Source organism: Gammaproteobacteria bacterium (assembly GCA_029880545.1).
Lineage (GTDB): Bacteria > Pseudomonadota > Gammaproteobacteria > Acidiferrobacterales > SZUA-150 > JAOUOD01.
Genome location: JAOUOD010000002.1, coordinates 50,620 through 69,187, shown reverse-complemented (window position 1 = coordinate 69,187; position 18,568 = coordinate 50,620). Strand labels below are relative to the sequence as shown.

At 54.0% G+C, this 18,568-nt stretch carries 13 protein-coding genes; 6 read left to right on the top strand and 7 right to left on the bottom strand.

All coding sequences use genetic code 11. From position 1 onward, the window contains the following. Window positions 1-205: 205 nt before the first annotated feature. The 5 genes from ettA to OEZ10_02330 all read right to left on the bottom strand — a co-directional run bounded on the left by ettA (window position 206) and on the right by OEZ10_02330 (window position 7,478). On the bottom strand, window positions 206-1,879 hold the full coding sequence (ettA, locus tag OEZ10_02350; GenBank protein ID MDH5631816.1) for an energy-dependent translational throttle protein EttA: 1,674 nt from the start codon (window positions 1,877-1,879) through the stop codon (window positions 206-208). Window positions 1,880-1,960: 81 nt separating this feature from the next. After that, window positions 1,961-4,132 (bottom strand): EAL domain-containing protein, encoded by a 2,172-nt coding sequence (locus tag OEZ10_02345; protein ID MDH5631815.1) that lies wholly within the window; start codon window positions 4,130-4,132, stop codon window positions 1,961-1,963. A gap of 71 nt (window positions 4,133-4,203) precedes the next feature. Further along, window positions 4,204-5,256 carry an ABC transporter ATP-binding protein gene (locus OEZ10_02340; GenBank protein MDH5631814.1) on the bottom strand — a complete coding sequence of 351 codons (1,053 nt, stop codon included), beginning with the start codon at window positions 5,254-5,256 and terminating at the stop codon, window positions 4,204-4,206. A 93-nt stretch (window positions 5,257-5,349) separates the two neighbouring features. Then, window positions 5,350-6,273 carry an ornithine carbamoyltransferase gene (gene argF, locus OEZ10_02335; GenBank protein ID MDH5631813.1) on the bottom strand — a complete coding sequence of 308 codons (924 nt, stop codon included), beginning with the start codon at window positions 6,271-6,273 and terminating at the stop codon, window positions 5,350-5,352. A gap of 23 nt (window positions 6,274-6,296) precedes the next feature. After that, window positions 6,297-7,478 carry an aspartate aminotransferase family protein gene (locus OEZ10_02330; protein MDH5631812.1) on the bottom strand — a complete coding sequence of 394 codons (1,182 nt, stop codon included), beginning with the start codon at window positions 7,476-7,478 and terminating at the stop codon, window positions 6,297-6,299. Window positions 7,479-7,718: 240 nt separating this feature from the next. Between OEZ10_02330 and OEZ10_02325 the strand changes: the two genes are divergently transcribed. Beyond that, window positions 7,719-8,603: a dienelactone hydrolase family protein gene (locus OEZ10_02325; GenBank protein ID MDH5631811.1), complete on the top strand. Its 885-nt coding sequence runs from the start codon at window positions 7,719-7,721 to the stop codon at window positions 8,601-8,603. 83 nt (window positions 8,604-8,686) lie between these two features. Here OEZ10_02325 and OEZ10_02320 read toward each other — a convergent pair whose 3' ends face one another. After that, entirely contained in the window at window positions 8,687-9,181 is a 495-nt protein-coding gene (locus OEZ10_02320) for a urate hydroxylase PuuD (protein ID MDH5631810.1), read from the bottom strand. Between the two features lie 409 nt (window positions 9,182-9,590). Then, a complete protein-coding gene (locus OEZ10_02315) occupies window positions 9,591-10,181 on the bottom strand; it encodes a DOMON domain-containing protein (protein ID MDH5631809.1) in 591 nt (196 codons plus the stop codon). 461 nt (window positions 10,182-10,642) lie between these two features. Between OEZ10_02315 and pdhA the strand changes: the two genes are divergently transcribed. The 5 genes from pdhA (at window position 10,643) to OEZ10_02290 (ending at window position 18,560) form a co-directional block, all read left to right on the top strand. After that, window positions 10,643-11,656: a pyruvate dehydrogenase (acetyl-transferring) E1 component subunit alpha gene (pdhA, locus tag OEZ10_02310; GenBank protein MDH5631808.1), complete on the top strand. Its 1,014-nt coding sequence runs from the start codon at window positions 10,643-10,645 to the stop codon at window positions 11,654-11,656. A 17-nt stretch (window positions 11,657-11,673) separates the two neighbouring features. Then, complete coding sequence (locus OEZ10_02305; GenBank protein ID MDH5631807.1) at window positions 11,674-12,654, top strand: alpha-ketoacid dehydrogenase subunit beta; 981 nt, start codon at window positions 11,674-11,676, stop codon at window positions 12,652-12,654. A 52-nt stretch (window positions 12,655-12,706) separates the two neighbouring features. Then, entirely contained in the window at window positions 12,707-15,763 is a 3,057-nt protein-coding gene (locus OEZ10_02300) for an FAD-dependent oxidoreductase (GenBank protein MDH5631806.1), read from the top strand. Between the two features lie 1,228 nt (window positions 15,764-16,991). Beyond that, window positions 16,992-17,573, top strand: coding sequence for a hypothetical protein (locus OEZ10_02295; protein MDH5631805.1), 582 nt, complete (start codon window positions 16,992-16,994; stop codon window positions 17,571-17,573). A gap of 786 nt (window positions 17,574-18,359) precedes the next feature. Then, window positions 18,360-18,560 carry a cold-shock protein gene (locus OEZ10_02290; GenBank protein ID MDH5631804.1) on the top strand — a complete coding sequence of 67 codons (201 nt, stop codon included), beginning with the start codon at window positions 18,360-18,362 and terminating at the stop codon, window positions 18,558-18,560. Window positions 18,561-18,568 lie beyond the last annotated feature (8 nt).

Here is an 18,568-nt window from a genome sequence, read left to right as displayed (position 1 = left end):
CTGCAAGGGTTTATTATTCTTGTATGCCGATTGATACCGAGAGTGTACCGGTAAACCAACATTTGCTTGTGAGCATAGCTAAATGCGCCGGGCATGGCAAACCCTTCACTTCATCCTGTATGCATGGAAACAGTCGAGTGTCTGGGTGAGGTATTGCGCTAACTGAGAATCATCAGCCAGTCATCAACTATTGCAGAGAGATGTGCTAATCCCGCGTCAGCTTCTTGTACTTGATCCGGTGCGGTTGGTCGGCATCTTCACCAAGACGACGTTTGCGGTCGGCTTCGTAGTCGGCATAGTTGCCTTCAAACCAGGTCACCTGGCTGTCACCTTCGTAGGCCAGGATATGGGTGGCGATTCGATCAAGGAACCAGCGATCATGTGAAATCACCACGGCGCAGCCGGCGAAGTCGAGCAGGGCTTCTTCCAGGGCGCGCAGGGTTTCGACATCAAGATCGTTGGTCGGTTCGTCAAGCAGCAACAGGTTGCCACCACTGCGCAGCAGTTTTGCAAGATGTACGCGATTGCGTTCGCCACCGGACAGGTCGCCGATGCGCTTTTGCTGATCCGAACCCTTGAAGTTGAAATGCGAAACATAGGCGCGTGATTGCACTTCCTTGTTGCCCAACAGGACCAGGTCCTGGCCATCTGAAATTTCTTCCCAGACGGTCTTGTCATTGTTCAGTGCATCACGACTCTGGTCGACGTAGGCCACTTGCACGGTATCGCCAACGCGGAAGCTGCCGTCATCCGGCTGTTCCTGGCCGGTGATCATGCGGAACAACGTGGTCTTGCCCGCGCCGTTAGGACCGATAATGCCGACAATGCCGCCACGTGGCAGGTTGAAATTGAGGCCATCAATCAGCAGGCGATCGCCAAAGCCTTTCTTGACGTTGGTCGCTTCAACGACCAGTTCGCCCAGGCGCGGACCCGAAGGAATATAGATTTCCTTGGTTTCGTTGCGCGTCTGGAATTCCTTGGATGCCATTTCCTCGTAGGCGGCGAGACGTGCCTTGCTCTTGGCATGGCGGCCCTTGGCGTTGCTGCGCACCCATTCCAGTTCCTGTTTCATGGCGCGCTGACGGGCGCTTTCCTGTTTCTCTTCCATCTCCAGGCGTTTTTCCTTTTGTTCCAGCCAGGAAGAATAGTTGCCTTCCCACGGAATGCCGTGGCCGCGATCCAGTTCAAGAATCCAGCCGGCGACGTTGTCGAGGAAATAGCGATCATGGGTAATGGCGACGACAGTGCCCGGGAATTCCTGCAGGAAGCGTTCCAGCCAGGCAACGGATTCTGCATCAAGGTGGTTGGTGGGTTCATCCAGCAATAACATGTCCGGGCTGGATAGCAATAACTTGCACAGCGCAACGCGACGTTTTTCACCGCCGGACAACTTGCTGACATCGGCATCCCAGGGCGGCAGTCGCAGCGCGTCAGCGGCAATTTCGAGTGTACGTTCAAGGTTATGGCCATCGGATGCGTGAACAATGGCTTCCAGTTCGGCTTGTTTCTTGGCTAGCGCGTCGAAGTCAGCATCGGCTTCGGCATAGGCGGCATAGACCTTGTCCAACTCGGCCAATGCATCCTTGATATGACCCATGGCTTCCTCGACATTGCCACGCACATCCTTGGTTTCATCCAGGTGCGGCTCCTGCGGCAGGTAGCCAATCTTGATGCCGGGCGCCGGGCGAGCCTCGCCCTCAATATCCGTATCAATACCGGCCATGATGCGCAGTAGTGTCGATTTACCGGCGCCGTTCAGACCCAGCACACCGATCTTGGCGCCCGGGAAAAACGACAAGGAAATGTCACGCAGGATTTCCCGCTTGGGCGGAACGATCTTGCCGACCGATTGCATGGTATAGATGAATTGTCCGGACATAGGTATTACTCGGTTAAATGATGGGCTGGCGAGAGCCTACAATCAGATGATGGGTGCGACAAGTGCTCGCGGTATTATTGTTTACCAGGATGAGGTATCAGATGATAATTCGGCCTCGTCACCGGTATCAAATTCAAAATCCAGGTCATCGGTTGCCGGCTGGAAATAGTCCCCCTGGACATACTGAATGCCCGAGCTCCAGATATCGGGCAGGTTGCCGGCATCTTCTATACCCTTGGCGATGACCTCGATATCCAGTTTTCGCGCCATCTCCATCATTGACATCATGGTTTCCTTGCTGGCGTTATTGGACATCGTTTTGCTGATGGTGTCCGCCGCCAGCTTGATGAAGCGCACCGAATGTCGCGGCAGGCTTAGCGCGGTGGACAGGTCGGGCAGGCTGTTATCCAGGGATATCGAGCAACCCAGTTCGCAAATATCGCTGACCATTTGATGAATGATGGTTGATCGTTCGGCCAGTTCCGGGGCATCAATTTCAAATACCGCGTATTGGGGGTCAACCAGGGTCTCATTCAACGCCTGCTTGATGATGGGGCTCAGGCCGCTGTCCTCGTAGGCTTGTACCGACAGGTTTATAAAAAACCTCGTGCGACGCCCTTCGTTGTGCAATGCGGCCATTGAGCGAATGGCGGCATCGGCTACCCAGCGATCGATGGCCTGCATTTGCCCGGTCTTCTCCGCCTCGTCGAGGAACTTGTCCGGCGTCAATATCTCTCCGTTAGCCGAAATCATGCGGATATAGACTTCAAACTTTTCGTTGCCCCCGCCCTGGAGATCGATTATGGGCTGGTAGAATAACCGGAACCGGTTATCGATCAGGGCCCGGGCAATATCCTTGCCCAGTTCCGACATGACCGCGACTTCGGGTTGCGGCGCCGGCACCGGTGCTTCGACTGGCGCCGTGTCGGGTGTTATGTCCGCGGTTGATACCGCAACCGGTTCCGGGGCGGTTGATTGTACGACAGCAGCCGGTTTGGGGCGTTTTTCCTCGCATTGTCTAACGCCCTGATCCAGCAGTTCATGGGCATCCCCGGATTCGGAGGTGACCATGTTGATGCAGATGACGCAACTGCAGCTATGTGTCTTGCCATGTTCATTCAGAACCAGGTTGTGCAGTCTGGCTTCAATATCGGCAGCGGTATTTTTGGCGACGGCCTCGCCCTGGTTGGTCAGCAGGATAGTGAAGGCATCACCGCTGATGCGTGCAATGATAGCGTTTTCGCCAAGTAGTTCCTTGAATTCGCTGGATATCTTGACCAGTGCCAGGTCGCCGGCGGTATAGCCCATTTCGGAATTGATGGCGACTAGGTCGTACAGGTCGACAAACAACAGGGCGGAATGTGTTTGTTGTTCCCGTGCTTCGCCGATGACATCGCCAAGCAGCTTGGCGAAGTAATGGCGATTATACAGGCCGGTCAGTGGATCATGCTGGCTGAGGTAATGCAGCCGGTCTTCAGCCATCTTGCGCTTGCTGATGTCATTGACCTTGATTTGTATGCAATCGTGGTTGTTATGCGTGACCTTGCCGGCGGAGATTTCAATGTCGATCCGCTTGCCATCCTTGCGGGTTGCCTTGAATTCGGGTGACTCGCGCACCTCGATGCCCTTGGATACTTTCCTGAGATAGTCCTTGAATAGGTGATGATCATCCTTGTCGATCAGGTTGAGCGCGGGCACGATTTCCAGTTCTTCCAGGTTTTCATAGCCGAACAGGTCAAGATAGTTCTGGTTGGCATCGATATGCACCCCGTCATGCACATAACTGACTGCGTCATTGGGATTGTTGGCCATGGCCTCGAGCTTGTGTTCCAGTTGTTTCATGGCCTGCATGGCGCGGTCATATTCCTTGACGTACTCGGCAGTGGCAAGCTCACGTTCGATGGCCGGAACAATGCGCGCCGGCCGCGATTTGTTGACAACGTCGCGAGCACCGGCATTCATGATGTCAGTCATTTCATCGTCGCTGATGCCCTTGGTGTAGACAATAAAAGGAGTATTCGGGCTGGCGTTGCGGACCACGTCCAGTGCCAGCCGGGCATTGAACGCCTTCAGGTTGAACTCGGAAACCACAACATCCCATTTGTTGTCTTTCAGTGCGTCCTGCAGCCCGGGAGCATCCACTACGCGATGACTTTTCAGCATGAACCGTGCAATACGAAGATTGCGGGCCAATGCATCGGCATCGTCCGGGTAATCATCCACTACCAGTAATCGGAGTATTTTTTTGCTCATTCGTGCAGTTCCAGGTCAAAAGTGTAGGCCAAAAACCGGCCGACAGGAACGACCCACAGTAAACCCCGGTTTTATTGCTGCCGTTGCGGGAATGCCACCAGATGATCGGTCTCAACGCGAATACCCAGCTCATCACCAATCCCGTGATCCGCGTGACTGGGCAGCACTGACAGGATCTCGGCACCGCTTTTCAGTTTCAGTGTATACAGTATCTCGGCGCCCTTGAAAGCTTTCTTGGTGACGGTGGCGCGCAAGTCGCTTTCCGGGTCGGCGATAATGTCGTCCGGTCTCAACAACAGCTCGACCTTGCTGCCGGTTTCCCAGTTATAGGAGCGATTACCCCGGTGGTGGCCAATCTCGGTTTCGATAATGTCCGGGCTGGTCAGTACACCGGGCAGAAATACGCCCTGGCCGATAAATTCGGCAATAAACGCGCAGCATGGCTCATGGTACAGGTTGTAAGGCGTATCCCACTGCAGGATGCGACCATTGTTCATGACTCCGACCTGGTCACCAAGCGCAAATGCTTCGTGCTGGTCGTGTGTTACCAGGACCGCGGTCGCGCCTTGCTGCTTGAGTATGTCGCGGACTTCATAGCTCACGCGTTCGCGCAGTTCCACGTCCAGGTTGGAAAAAGGTTCATCCATCAGGATCAGGTCAGGTTTGGGCGCCAGTGCCCGAGCCAGTGCGACGCGTTGTTGCTGCCCCCCTGAAAGCTCGTGAGGGTAGCGGGATTTCATTGCATCCAGGCCGACCAGTGCCAGCATCCGGTTCACCGTATCAGCGCGCTCGGCAGGTGGCAGGTGACGGATGCCGAATGAAACGTTGTCGCCAACCGTCAGATGAGGAAACAGGGCATAGTCCTGGAATACCATACCGACCCGGCGCTTTTCAGGTGGCTGCATAAATCCTTTGGCGGATACCAGTTGTTCATGCAGGCTGATCTCGCCCTCATCGACCGACTGAAACCCGGCAATGGCGCGCAATACCGTAGTCTTGCCGCAACCCGAAGGTCCCAGCAGGCAAACGAGGTTGCCTTTGTTCACCTGCATGTTGACGCCATTGACCACGGTCAGGCCGTCTATGCTGCACTTGATATCCTTAAGAGAGAGAAGTTCGCTCAATGTCGTTATGCACTGTTGTCAGGTTATTCGGCAAGAATAGCATTCGGTTGGTCCGGACGCAGGGCCTGGTGTGATCAATAGTCTCATCGGCAGTTATTGCTGCCCGAATGATTCCGGTGCCAGCAGCATCTCGAGCAAGGCTTTTTGCGCATGCAAACGGTTTTCTGCCTCATCCCAGACAACGCTTTGCGGCCCGTCAATCACGGCGGTACTGACTTCGCTGCCGCGGTAGGCCGGCAGGCAGTGCATGAAGATCGCATCACTGGCGGCTGCAGCCATCAGCTTTTCATCAACAATGAAACCGGTAAACGCATGCTCGCGCGCTTCCTTTTCCTGCTCCTGGCCCATACTGGCCCAGGTGTCGGTGACCACCGTGTCAGCTGCTGCTGCGGCTTCCATCGGGTTGTTGGTCAGCTCAATACTGTCCTTGCAGCGCTCAATCATGGTTGCAGACGGTTCGTAACCTTTGGGCGTGGCGATGCGCAGCCGGAACCCGAGCATGCGCGCCGCGTTCATCCAGGAGTGGCAGACATTGTTGCCGTCACCAATCCAGGCCGCCGTCTTGCCAGCCACGTCACCCCGGTGCTCGACCCAGGTCTGCATGTCGGCTAGCAGCTGGCACGGGTGGTAATCATCTGTCAGGGCATTGATTACCGGCACACGCGAGTGTGTGGACAGGGTTTCAATGTCATGATGAGCATGGGTGCGCACAACGATGGCATCGACCATGCGTGATAATACCCGGGCCGTATCTTCAATTGGTTCGCCGCGCCCAAGCTGGGTGTCGCGAGGCGACAGGAACATGCTGTTGCCACCAAGCTGGGTCATGCCGGTTTCAAATGACACTCGCGTCCTGGTGGAGGATTTATCAAACACCAGGGCGAGCATGCGATGTTGCAGCGGAGTATGGGCAATGCCCCGGTTACGCAGCGACTTCAGGTGAATGGCGCGATCAATGATGGCGCGGAATTCATCGCTGGAAATATCGGCTAGTGACAGAAAATGACGCGTGTTCATGGTTTTTCGCCCGCAATATCCGGTCAGGCTGCCGCGGCAAGATAGTCGGCCAACAGGCTGACCAGGCCATCGGCAAGCTGATCGGCTTCTTCGTTGGTCAGGTTAAGTGGCGGCAGCAACCTGACGATGTTCATTGCTGTTACATTGATGAGCAAACCCTGTTGCAGCGCTTTCTGCATCAGCTCTCCGCATTCACGATTCAGCTCAATGCCTATCAGCATGCCTTTATGGCGTATGGTTTTGATGCCGGCAACCTTGGTGAGCCCGGACTGCAGTCGCGCAACAATCCGTGCCCCGGTAGCTGCTGCTGTGGCCGGAATGTTTTCCTTGTTCATGGTTTCAATGACGGCCAGCGCCGTGCGACAGGCCAGCGGGTTACCGCCAAAGGTAGAACCGTGGTTGCCAGGCTTGAGGGTTTCGGCGGCAATTCCCCGGGCCAGGCAGGCACCGACGGGAAAACCATTGCCCAGGCCCTTGGCCAGCGTCATGACATCGGGTATGACGTCTTCATGCTGGCAGGCAAACCACTGACCGGTGCGACCCATGCCAGTCTGAATTTCGTCGAGCATCAGCAGCCAGCCTTTTTCATCGCAAAGCTTGCGCAAATTCTTGAGGTAATCTTCGTCAGGTGCGATCACGCCGCCTTCGCCTTCAACCGGCTCAACCAGGATTGCCACAATGTCGTGGTTATTGGTGCCAGCCAGGGATACGGCTTCAATATCATTAAACGGAACACGAACGAAACCACTTACCAGTGGCTCAAAACCGGCCTGCACCTTGCGGTTGCCGGTGGCAGTCAGGGTGGCCATGGTGCGGCCGTGAAAACTGCCTTCAGTCACAATAATAGTCGGGTTCAGGATGCCCTTGTTATGACCATAAAGGCGGGCAATTTTGATTGCCGCTTCGTTGGCTTCGGCGCCTGAATTGGAAAAGAATGCACGCTCCATGCCGGACAGTTCGCATAGCCTGTCCGCAAGCTGTTCCTGTAACGGAATGCCATACCAGTTGGACGTATGCATGAGCGTAGCCGCCTGGTCCTGGATGGCGGCGGTTACTGCCGGATGACAGTGTCCCAGGTTGCACACGGCAATACCGCCAACAGCATCAAGATACTTGTTGCCTTGCTCGTCCCACAGCCATGCGCCTTCGCCGCGGACGAAGCTGACCGGGAGTCTGCCGTAGGTATTCATTACATGTTCAGTCATGACGTCTTTTATCCCTAAAAAGCAAAGGCGCCCCAAACAGGCGCCATTTGAAATCGGAAACAGCAAATTCTAATGAGTTTTCCATCGTCTGCCAAGTGGATTAACTTGCTGTTTTTTGGTGGTAAATCCGGATACTCCGGATTCTCCCGGGAGTCGCGCCCGTGGGGCTGACAAAAACGGATTATAATGGAGGCTGTATTCGTCCCAAAGAAGACTGCACATTCTACAAGGGTGGAATTTATGAATCGAAACACTCCGAAACTGCTGACTGGTGTGACCATGGTTCTCGTGTTGTTGGCAAGTGCTGCTGGCTGGGCGCACGAGCCGGCAAAATATAATGCCCGAGAGCAATGGTGGTGGGATGCCAGCTGGTGGGAGCAGGGCGCACTGGAGCCGGTCGCCAATCACAAGGTCAGAACTGAGTGGATCAATTACAAGAGTGGCGACAACGAGATCCGGGCCATGGTGGCCCGGCCGGCGGACACCAGGAAATACCCGGGCATTTTATTCGTGCATGGTCGTCGTGGACTGGATGACCTGATCCAGGCCAAGGTCCGCCGCCTGGCCGCACGTGGCCTTGTCGTGGTAGCGCCGGATATTTACGGTTCACGCTTTATGGACCCGCTGCCCTACGAACACGACTACACGATTGAAGACGATGTGGCCAACGGCGTACCGGTTGTGCTAAAGCGCAAGGATATCAGCAGCCGCAAGACCTGCCTGGTTTCGCATACACGCGGCGGTTACTACACGCTTAAGGCGGCTGTCACCAAAAAGGCGCAGGAAAAAGGCGTGGCCTGTTATGTTTCCTGGTATCCGCATATGCAGGATCCCAATGCACCCGAGCCGTCACAGGTATACGGTTATGCGCCGGAAGCGGATGAACTGAAGGTTCCGGCCCTGATCTTTATTGGCGAAGACGAGCAGTACCAGCGTCGCCGCGCGATCGAATCGGCAACGAAATCACTCAAGGAGAAAAACCGCGACGCCACCCTGGTAATTTATCCAGGCGTCGGTCGCGGATTCGATTTCCGGCCGGACAATGTTCGCACCTTTGCCGATGACCTGGCATCGAAAGATGCCAATCAGCGCGCCGCTGCATTTATATACAAGCACCTCAGGTAGCCCGGGAGAAGCAACTGGTCATAAAAAAGCCCGGCCCGGAATCATGATCCGGGCCGGGCTTTTTGGTTCAGCACCTGAAGTTCTTATGAGAACAGAACTGCGCCGTGTGGACCTGCCACCATGAAAAACGCCATCGGGATAGACAGCATGGTGTTGGTGCGTGAAGCCAGTAGTGCAACGCGTGCGGAACGGGCTTTTTCTTCATCAGACGCTTCGACCATGCCCAGAACCTTTTTCTGGTTTGGCCAGATCAGGACCCATACGTTGAACAGCATGATGGTGCCCAACCAGGCGCCCATGCCGATGATGGATGCATTGCCTTTAAGCAGGAACGCGTCAGCGGCAATTCCCAGGCCGTGCAGGTAGGAGAAACCGGTCAGCCAGGTCACCAGGGCTGCCCAACGGAACCACAGCAGTGCGCGTGGAGCGATGTGCTTGGTAATGCCGGCAGCGGTGCCGTCGGCCTTTGCCTTGCCGAGGCCGGGTACCTGTACGAAATTAAAATAGTACAGCAGGCCAATCCAGGTAATACCAGCCATTACGTGCAGCCAGCGGTCAAATACAAGATAGATTTCCATGGTTTTCTTTCTCCAGAATCATCCGGGAAGCCTTGGCTCGCCCGGGAACAGGGTGTCTGTTATTCGCTTTATGCGCGTGTTTTTATTTAGCCGGCAGCAATCAGGAAGTTGCGCACAACATAATAAAGAATAACGGTCAGGATCAGACCGGATACAATCGTACCGGTGATGGAATCCAGTGGGTTCTTCATGTGGTTTTTCCTCTTACGGGGTTAATGAATCGAATCGATTATAAAAGTTGACTAATTTGATTGGTGGCAAAGCCTAAGGGAGAATCCTGAGAAATTCAAGCGAGCGACAGCTATTTGACGGTCCGTTTAGGCCCAAAAAAGCTGGGGTAAGGAGGGCAGGCGATACCAGTCACGCATGACAGCCCCGGTTTGGGGCTGTTGGCCCCGCCGGGTTGGCGTCACAGGTTGATCTTGAGCGCGGCCTTGTGTTGATGCTGGGTCATGAAGTTGTCGGCACCACCGGGTCCACAGGCAAACAGCATGATCGTGTCCTGCCCCGCGACCAGGACTTTGTCCTGGCTGTCTGCGGTATCCAGTGCCCGCGTAAATACCAGTTCTGTCGTCCCGGCGATTTCTGTGCCGGATACGCCTGAAAGGTGATTGGTAATATCCGTTGTCGGTGCAAAAAAACCGGTAGCGTGCATGTCTTCCACGGTTGCCCCGGTTGTTACATACCCCATGACAATATCGGCCCCGGTCATGGAGCCCGACGGGTTAATGCCCATTCCCACCCAACCGGTCGTGGTGCAGCTGATCTGGAAAGAAATATCGGTGCCGGTAATTTTCCATTTCAGCACCCCCGTGCTAGATGCAGAAAAGGGAATGCTGGCAACATTGAACCCATTGGTGTCGATAGTTACGGTAGGTGTAAAGATATTCGGCGCGCCAGAGATATTGTCACTGCTGCCATTGCTGCCCCCGCAGGAAGATTGCAACAACGCGAGCAGGACAATACCGGCGGTGGATGTGCGTGGCAGTTTCATATTCATGTTGATGGTCTCCTTACCTGGTTGTAGTCGCTCGAAAGGGCAATCCTCGGTCGGTATGGCCGTCCGTCGGAAAAAATATTTATTGGCCGATTGTTATGGCTTTGAGTATTAATATGGTATGAACAGTTGCGGTGTCGATTTTATTCCAGCGGCCATGAAATCCAGTGTTGAAGATTATGCACAAAAACGCGCAGGTAATTGCGCTTAAATTTGGATAACAGGCATCTAAAAGGCGCTATTGTGCAGAAATCAACGTTTTTGTCGTAAACCAGGGGTTTTGTAAATGCACGAAAAACACGTGATTTTGTGCCGATCTTGACCTAACTCCACAAAACCACGATCATACCGGCGCTTTAAACACCGCCTGTCAGTGTTCCAAACGCTTGATCTGGCCCAAATACAATCTGGTAAAACCTGAATATATTAGGTTCCCCCCACCAAGAGACGCATCAGGGAGACCCATGAACAAAGAAGACCAGAAGCGCTTGCTGCGCGAAATGATTTTTTATCGTCGCTTCGAGGATCGCACCTTCGAAGCCTACATGGAACGCAAAATCGGTGGATTCCTGCACCTGTACTCAGGCCAGGAAGCGGTCGCCACTGGTGTTCTTGAAAAGGCTGTAGTCGGCCAGGGTGAGAAAAACGATTACGTAATCACCGGCTACCGCGATCACATTCATGCCATCAAGACCGGCGCCCCGGCGCGCGAAGTCATGGCCGAGTTGTATGGAAAGGAAACCGGTTCGTCCAAGGGTCGTGGCGGTTCCATGCATATTTTCGACGCCAGCCAGAATTTCATGGGTGGTTACGCACTGGTTGGACAACCGTTCCCGCTGGCCGCCGGCCTGGCGCTGGGCGCCAAGCACAAGGGCAGCGGCCAGATCGCCATCTGTTTCCTTGGTGATGGTGCCAACAACCAGGGCACGTTCCATGAAACCATGAACATGGCTTCTGTCTGGAACCTGCCGGTGCTGTTTGTTTGCGAAAACAACCAGTATGCCATCGGTACCGAGATCAGCCGCTCCACGGCACAGAAGGATCAGTACAAGCGTGTGGATACGGCCTACAACATGAAGTCCAGCCAGCACGACGGCATGGACATTGATATTGTTATGGCTGAAGCCGAGAAGGCTGTTAACTACGTGCGCAAGGAAAGCAAGCCGTACTTCATTGAATTCATGACTTACCGTTTCCGTGGTCACTCCATGTCTGATGCCAAGGGTTACCGTACCCGCGACGAAGAACTGGAATGGGAAAAGCGTGACCCGATCAGAATCTACAGCCAGCGCCTGATTGATGCCGGTGTATTGACCGCCGACGACATCAAGGCAATGGAAAAGGAAATCGACAACGAAATCGAAAACGATATCGTCAAGTTTGCCGAGGAAAGTCCGGAACCGAAGGTTGAAGAACTGGATCGTTACGTACTTGATGATAACCCCGATCCGCGCTGGATCGGCCCGCTGCAACAGTAAGGACGGGAGATATAAATATGGCAGAAACAGCATACTGGGAAGCGATCCGTCGTGCCCATGACGAGGAAATGGCAAACGACAAGATGGTCATTGCCATGGGTGAGGATATCGGCGTTGCCGGCGGTACCTACAAAGCCACTTCTGGCCTGTGGGAGAAGTACGGCGCCGACCGCATTATCGATACACCGATTTCCGAAAACTCCTATACCGGTATCGGTATCGGCGCTTCCATGATTGGTATGCGCCCGATCATTGAAATCATGTCTATTAACTTTGCGCTGCTGGCGCTTGATACCATTGTTAACGCCGCCGCCAAGATTCGCTATATGTCCGGCGGCCAATTGCAGTGCCCGATCGTATTGCGCACCCCTGGCGGTACAGCGCACCAGCTGGCGGCACAGCATTCTGCACGACTGGCGCGCATGTTCATGTCCACCTCCGGCCTGCGTGTGGTGACACCACGTGGCCCGCTGGATGCCTATGGCATGCTCAAGTCAGCCGTACGCTCCAATGACCCGGTCATCATCATCGAGCATGAGCGCATGTATAACCTGAAGGAAGAGATTCCTGATGAAGAATTTTTCCGTCCGCTGGAAGGCGCGGAGATCGTGCGTGAAGGTACCGACATTACGTTGATTGGTTACAACTATTCGGTTCACCTGTGCCTGGAAGCGGCCAAGCGTCTGGAAGCGGACGGGATCAGCGCCGAAGTCCTGGACCTGCGCTCACTGAAGCCGCTTGATCGCGAAACCATTCGCCGTTCCGTAGAAAAGACCCATCGTTTCCTGGTTGCTGAAGAAGACGAAGCACCGGTGGGCGTGGGTGCGGAAATCATGGCAACTGTGATCGAAGACTGTTTCTATGCACTGGACGCACAGCCTGTGCGTATCCATGCTGCCGACGTTCCTGTCCCGTTCAATGCCAAGCTGGAAAAAGCCGCCATTCCCGATGCGGATGACGTCTACCAGGGTGCATTAAAGGTAATGGGCAAGATTTAGTAGCCGGTTGTTTGCTAACTGCTAACTAAACTGAAAGGTTGTGAGTCAGAAAATGGCAGATGAATACATTATAAAGATGCCGCAGCTCTCCGATACGATGGAAGAAGGTACCGTCGTAAGCTGGGAGAAGCAGGTCGGCGATTACATTGAGCGTGGCACGGTTGTCGCCACTGTCGAAACTGACAAGGCCATCATGGATGTCGAGGTGTTCCGCGAGGGCTATCTCTCCGGCCCGCTGGCAGCCGAGGGCGACGTGATCCCGGTTGGTGGCGCCATGGCCAAGCTGGTGGCATCGTCTGATGCTGTTATTGAGGGCGGTAATGTACCGGTGGCGGCGGCCGAACCGGAAGTGTCCGAACCGGTAGCAGAAGAGCAGGGTGCGCCGACAGAAGGCGCCTATGCCATCAAGATGCCGCAGCTTTCTGACACCATGACCGAAGGTACCCTGGTCAGCTGGGAAAAGAGTATCGGTGATTTTGTTGAGCGTGGCACGGTTGTCGCCACGGTGGAAACCGACAAGGCGGTTATGGACGCTGAAGTGTTCCGTGAAGGCTACCTGTCTGGTCCTTTGCTGGAAGTTGATAGCGTAGTGCCTGTTGGCGAGCCTATTGCCTATCTTGTCGAGAACAAGGACCAGGTGGTAGACAGTTCCAAGACAGGCGCTTCCGCTCCAACCCCGGTTGCCCCGACCGCCAAGCCCAAGTCCGAGCCCCATGGCACGGCCAAACCCAAGACCCGTATTCCGGCCATGCCACACGGCGCTTCACCGGCACCGCGTCCACGTAAAGGCAAGGCGACACCCTACGCACGGCAACTGGCCGGTGCCCACGGTATTGACCTGAACGGCCTTGCCGGTAGCGGCCCTGGCGGCGTGATTGTCGCCGCTGACGTCATGAACAGCAGCATCCAGAAGGGTTCTACCAAGCGTATTCTGCAGGTGGCCGGTGAAGGTCGACCGATGACCGCCATGGAAAAAGCGGTATCGCACAACATGGAATACTCACTGTCCATGCCGCTGTTCCGCGTTACCGTCAATATTGACGAGTCGGCACTGAAGACAGAATCCAAGGCCAAGGGTGTATCGTTGACCGTTGCCCTGGCCAAGGCATCCGCCCTGGCTATCGAACAGTTCCCGGGCGTTAACTCCGTGTACCAGCACGAGGACCGCATCGTCGAGCGCGACCAGATCGATGTGGGTATTGCCGTATCCACTGAAGGCATGGGCCTGGTGGTGCCGGTACTGCGTGATGTATTGAACAAGGACCTCGGCCAGTTGAGCGCTGACTGGGCTGACCTGGTTGATCGTGCCCGCGCACGTCGCCTGAAGCCTGATGAGTATTCCAACCCTACGTTCACCATTTCCAACATGGGTATGCTCGGCGTGGCGCAGTTTGATGCGATCCCGACACCGGGTACATCAGCGATTTTTGCTATTGCCAGCGCCGGCCCGCAAGGCATGCCGGTTACCATGACGGCTGACCATCGTATTATCAACGGTGCCGACGCGGCCAAGTTCCTGGGTGTGTTCAGGCAAATTGTTGAGCAGCCGGTATGGCTCAGCGGCCAGGCCCCGGTATTGGCAGTTACCAAGGCGCCAGCGCCGAAGGCAGCAGCAGCTGTTTCTGCGCCCGCTATTGCCCCGGTTGAAATACCAAAAGGTAGCTGGGATTACGATGTTGTTGTTATCGGCGGCGGTCCGGGCGGTGAAGACTGCGCCCGCGATCTTGCCCAGCATGGCAAGAAAGTGGCCATGATTAACGACGCGCCGTTCCCCGGCGGTGAGTGCCTGTGGCGCGGCTGTATCCCGTCCAAGGCCTGGCGTGCCGGCGCTGATCGTGTACGCGATCGTGCCCATGACTCGCACCTGGGTGTGCAGGGGACCAACAAACCGACCCTGTCCTGGGCGAAGCTGGAAAAGACCCGCAAGTCTGTTCTCGAAACTCGTGGCGACATGGCCCTCAAGACTGACAAGGGTGTGAAGATTGACGTCATCCAGGGCTTTGCCCGGTTTGAATCGGATCATTCAGTTTTTGTTGATACCGGCGGCAATTCTGATGATCCGCATGCTCGCGCGATTCCCGGTGATGGCAAGAAAGGCAAGTCCGTAACGTTCGGTGTCGCGGTTATTGCCACCGGTGCGCCACCGTTTGTGCCGCCTATCGATGGCCACGACAACAAGGGCGTGCTCACATCTGATACCGTCTGGTCGCTGAAGAATGCGCCCAAGCGTCTCGGTGTCATAGGTGCCGGCGCGATTGGTCTTGAGATGGCGCAGATCTTTTCCGATCTCGGTGCCAAGGTCACGGTACTGGAAGCGGCTGATCGGCCACTGAAAGAAGTGGAGCCGGAAATTGCCAAGAACCTGACCGCGCTGCTCAACGAAGAAAAGAACCTGACCCTGGAAGTATCTGCCAAGGCCAAGAAGATTTCCGGCAAGCCCGGTGATATGACACTCAGTTATGAAAACGCCGAGGGCAAGACCAAGAACTTCAAGTGTGACTATGTCATTGTCGCTACTGGCAAGCGCCCGGTACTGGAACCGTTGCTGCTGGACAAGTGTGGCGTCAAGGCCGAGAACGGTGTTATCAAGGTCGATGAATATTGTCGTACCAACGTGCCGCATATCTTTGCCGTGGGCGACGTTATCGGCGGCCTGATGCTGGCCCACACGGCCGGCCAGCAGGGACGCGTTGTTGCCGATCTTCTGACCGGTCACCCGTTCCCGTATGACGATGCCAAGGATTGCGGTGTGATTTTCACCCGTCCGCAGGCCGCGTTTGTCGGTTTGTCGGTTGATCAGGCCAAGGCTCGCGGCATGAATCCCGTTGAAGTGAAAGCGCCCATGGCCATTGATGCCAAGGCCATGATCACCAACGAGACTTCAGGCATGATCAAGATCGTCGCCGACAAGGATACGCACCGTATCATCGGCGTACATTTCCTTGCTGACCATGCTGATACGCTGATCGGCGAAGGCGTGATGATGGTTGCCGGTGACATGACGCTGGAGCAGGTGGCGCGTGCCATTCATCCGCACCCGACCCAGACAGAAATGTTTGGCGACATGGCGAGGAGGCTGTTGTCCCGCCTGCGGCGGAGCAAGCGTTAACCTGACGCTAAAATGAGATCACCATCTCGAAATATACGGCCCCTTTCGTGGGCCGTTTTTTTTGATTGGCCGGAATGAAGCCGGACCATCCTGGTTGCGCGCGAGCCTGGCCGGGAAGAGACTGGTCCCGAAGCCGGAAAAAATCATAATTCCGCCTGGCGCGACTCAGAATCCCCGTCTGTTGCATCATGGCGGGGGTAAAAAAATGAAAATGTTCAGATTTTGATAGTCCCGGGGGTACAGGCTATTTGCCTGGAATGGCAAAAACAGCGTTCCCGGCAAAGATGTTGCGACGGAGTACCGCGATGGCGAGATGTAGTCGTTGACGGCATGCGGTTACTGCAAGGTGAAAAGAGAAGCATTATCCAGGGAGTGACTTGAACAAATACGATGTGGTGCTATGGCGCGCCATTCTGGATATGTGTCTCACCATGATGCCGTACAACCTGGATGCGGCCAGAAAAGAGTTTTGCCGGACTGGGCGCCTAATAAATGCAGAGACCATGGTGAACCAGGGTTAAAGATCAGGGTCAGCAAAAATATAACTGCGCTGTTACGTTTTGGTAATCAATTCGCCCGGCATAATGGTTGCCCGTAGCAATAAAGCGAGACCTGTACGACTCTTGCCAGAGCAGTGTAGCAGATTCCAGTCTTGTTATTGCAGGTATACTCATATCCGTAAATATACCCATTTGTACGCGGCACAAGTTATGAAATTATTCCGGTTGTCTGCCTAAAATTATGTATATTAAGATGATATTATGGCAACCAAAATCGATCAGGAGTACGTGGAATGACTATCCGGGAAGCATTAAATCGAAAAAAGAGAATATTTTCCGTACTTATTGATATTTGCATAATCTTGGGATTGGTCCTGCCGTTTGTTTCGGAGAATATAGTTGTTTCCGTGGCGGTCGGAGCCTGGTCTATATTCGGTATTTTCTTTTTCTTGATAATCGGTTCCTTGTTTTTTATCCGTTGCCCGGCATGCAATGGTCAATGGGGTGTTATCGCCATGTACGCGGGAAGCCCGTTCTCGGTCAAAAAGTCCCTGAAATATTGCCCGTATTGCGGGAACAATATTGATGAAGAAATTCCCGGTTCGTAAGGAATGTATCAGGTACAGGGCTTGATGATTTATATGAACCTGGAGTGGAACCAGAAAGACGTCTGGCTAATCTGGATAATTCAGAGACCGGGTTGAGCTTAAATCAGGGAGTGTTTGGTTATGAAGTCGTCGACGCCAAAGAAGGTAGCTGTACGAATTCTGGTAATTGTGACCATGAGTATCGTGTTACTGGGGTCATGTACCGGGATGGGTGTGCTGTATGTGAAAAGCCCGTATCTGGATATCAAGGATCTGGATCAGCAAGGCACACTCCCGATGTTTTTTGTTGCGTTTATGGCAAAGGAGAAATCACATACGCCGGAATTGCATGTGGTTCCATATAGAACCGACGACGCAGAGCGGTACAAAACCAAGTATCCAGACCTTGATTTCCGTGTGCCGGAAAAAGAAATGAGTTACCGGTGGGAACCGGAAGGCGAGGCCTATGCAACCGTGAAAGTATTGAAAGATAGCGGTGATTCACAGGAAGTGGAAATCTTTATGGCGGGAGACAGTGGGTTCAGTTCTGTATCAATCTACAGGGTGACTGCCGAAAATTCCGTAGTTCCTCTTAAGTCCGGTCATTCCATGATTCTGTTGTTGGTGGCGATATTTTTTGTTCCGGTCCTGGTGGTATATTTTTTACAGAAACCGGTAACCAGGGTTGTCTACAGACTTGTCGGAATACAAACAAAAATATGAAACAGTTCGGGTTCCGGAACAAGGCAGCCCGTTACCGACCACCACAGCCCGGCTGGTGCCGTATTCAATGAATGAAGGCCAATAGCTAATTTTTAAGTCGGAATCAGGTATTTTTGGAAACCCGCGTTACCAAAAACTCGCACAGCCTTGCCGCATTCTGGATAACAGCAAGCCTTGTAAATATTCTGCCAGGTGTGGACCGGGCTGATTTGCCATGTTTTTACGCCGGTTTATTGGAACAAGGCAGCAAATCAGGGCGAATTGTATCCAGTAGCGGCCGGAGTCAGTATTGCGAAATGAGTCAAGCTGAAGTTATTCAGAAGTCTTAAAGGACCATGCCACAGCGGGGAAGTGCCTTGTCCTGAACAGTTACGGGAATTATGCCCGCCCTTGGGGGGTAGCGTGTTTTAATTAGGCGGAAATGAGTGACACGAAACACGCAAAAAGGGATGGCGTCGACTGTATTACGGACACGACAACGTCAATTAAGCCTTCAACAAATCGGCTTAGTGCAGACGAATTCAAGCCGTGGATAACGGTAGCCAGTGCCCGGGTTGGCCCGGATTTTGGTAAATTTTTGTAGTTTTTCCGGTTTTTTCCCAAAACAAACCGAAAATTGTCCCGATTTGGGCTTGTCAGGCTGTCTATTGATCCAATTTTGCCGTAGAATCTCCGCCACTACATACTCTCCTGGTTCTTGTCAGAAGTTCTTCCCAATGGTTTCTCCTGCTAATAACCTCGTCAGTTTTGTATTGTGTTCAATTCAATTTTCTCAAGAGGTTTAAAATGGCAACAGGAACCGTTAAATGGTTTAACGAATCCAAGGGCTTCGGCTTTATTACCAATTCTGATGGCAGCAAGGATGTATTCGTACATTTTTCCGCTATTGCCAGCGATGGTTTCCGCACCCTGGCAGAAGGACAGCAAGTGACATTTGATGTGGAAGACGGTCCCAAGGGTCCGCAGGCTTCCAACGTCAGAGTCTGACCTGGCCC

Coding starts and splice junctions, on each gene's coding strand:
- pdhA (MDH5631808.1), top strand. CDS start 10,643: ATGAACAAAGAAGACCAGAAGCGCTTGCTGCGCGAAATGATTTTTTAT.
- OEZ10_02290 (MDH5631804.1), top strand. CDS start 18,360: ATGGCAACAGGAACCGTTAAATGGTTTAACGAATCCAAGGGCTTCGGC.
- OEZ10_02325 (MDH5631811.1), top strand. CDS start 7,719: ATGAATCGAAACACTCCGAAACTGCTGACTGGTGTGACCATGGTTCTC.
- OEZ10_02295 (MDH5631805.1), top strand. CDS start 16,992: ATGAAGTCGTCGACGCCAAAGAAGGTAGCTGTACGAATTCTGGTAATT.
- OEZ10_02330 (MDH5631812.1), bottom strand. CDS start 7,478: ATGACTGAACATGTAATGAATACCTACGGCAGACTCCCGGTCAGCTTC.
- OEZ10_02305 (MDH5631807.1), top strand. CDS start 11,674: ATGGCAGAAACAGCATACTGGGAAGCGATCCGTCGTGCCCATGACGAG.
- OEZ10_02315 (MDH5631809.1), bottom strand. CDS start 10,181: ATGAATATGAAACTGCCACGCACATCCACCGCCGGTATTGTCCTGCTC.
- OEZ10_02320 (MDH5631810.1), bottom strand. CDS start 9,181: ATGGAAATCTATCTTGTATTTGACCGCTGGCTGCACGTAATGGCTGGT.
- OEZ10_02345 (MDH5631815.1), bottom strand. CDS start 4,132: ATGAGCAAAAAAATACTCCGATTACTGGTAGTGGATGATTACCCGGAC.
- OEZ10_02300 (MDH5631806.1), top strand. CDS start 12,707: ATGGCAGATGAATACATTATAAAGATGCCGCAGCTCTCCGATACGATG.
- ettA (MDH5631816.1), bottom strand. CDS start 1,879: ATGTCCGGACAATTCATCTATACCATGCAATCGGTCGGCAAGATCGTT.
- argF (MDH5631813.1), bottom strand. CDS start 6,273: ATGAACACGCGTCATTTTCTGTCACTAGCCGATATTTCCAGCGATGAA.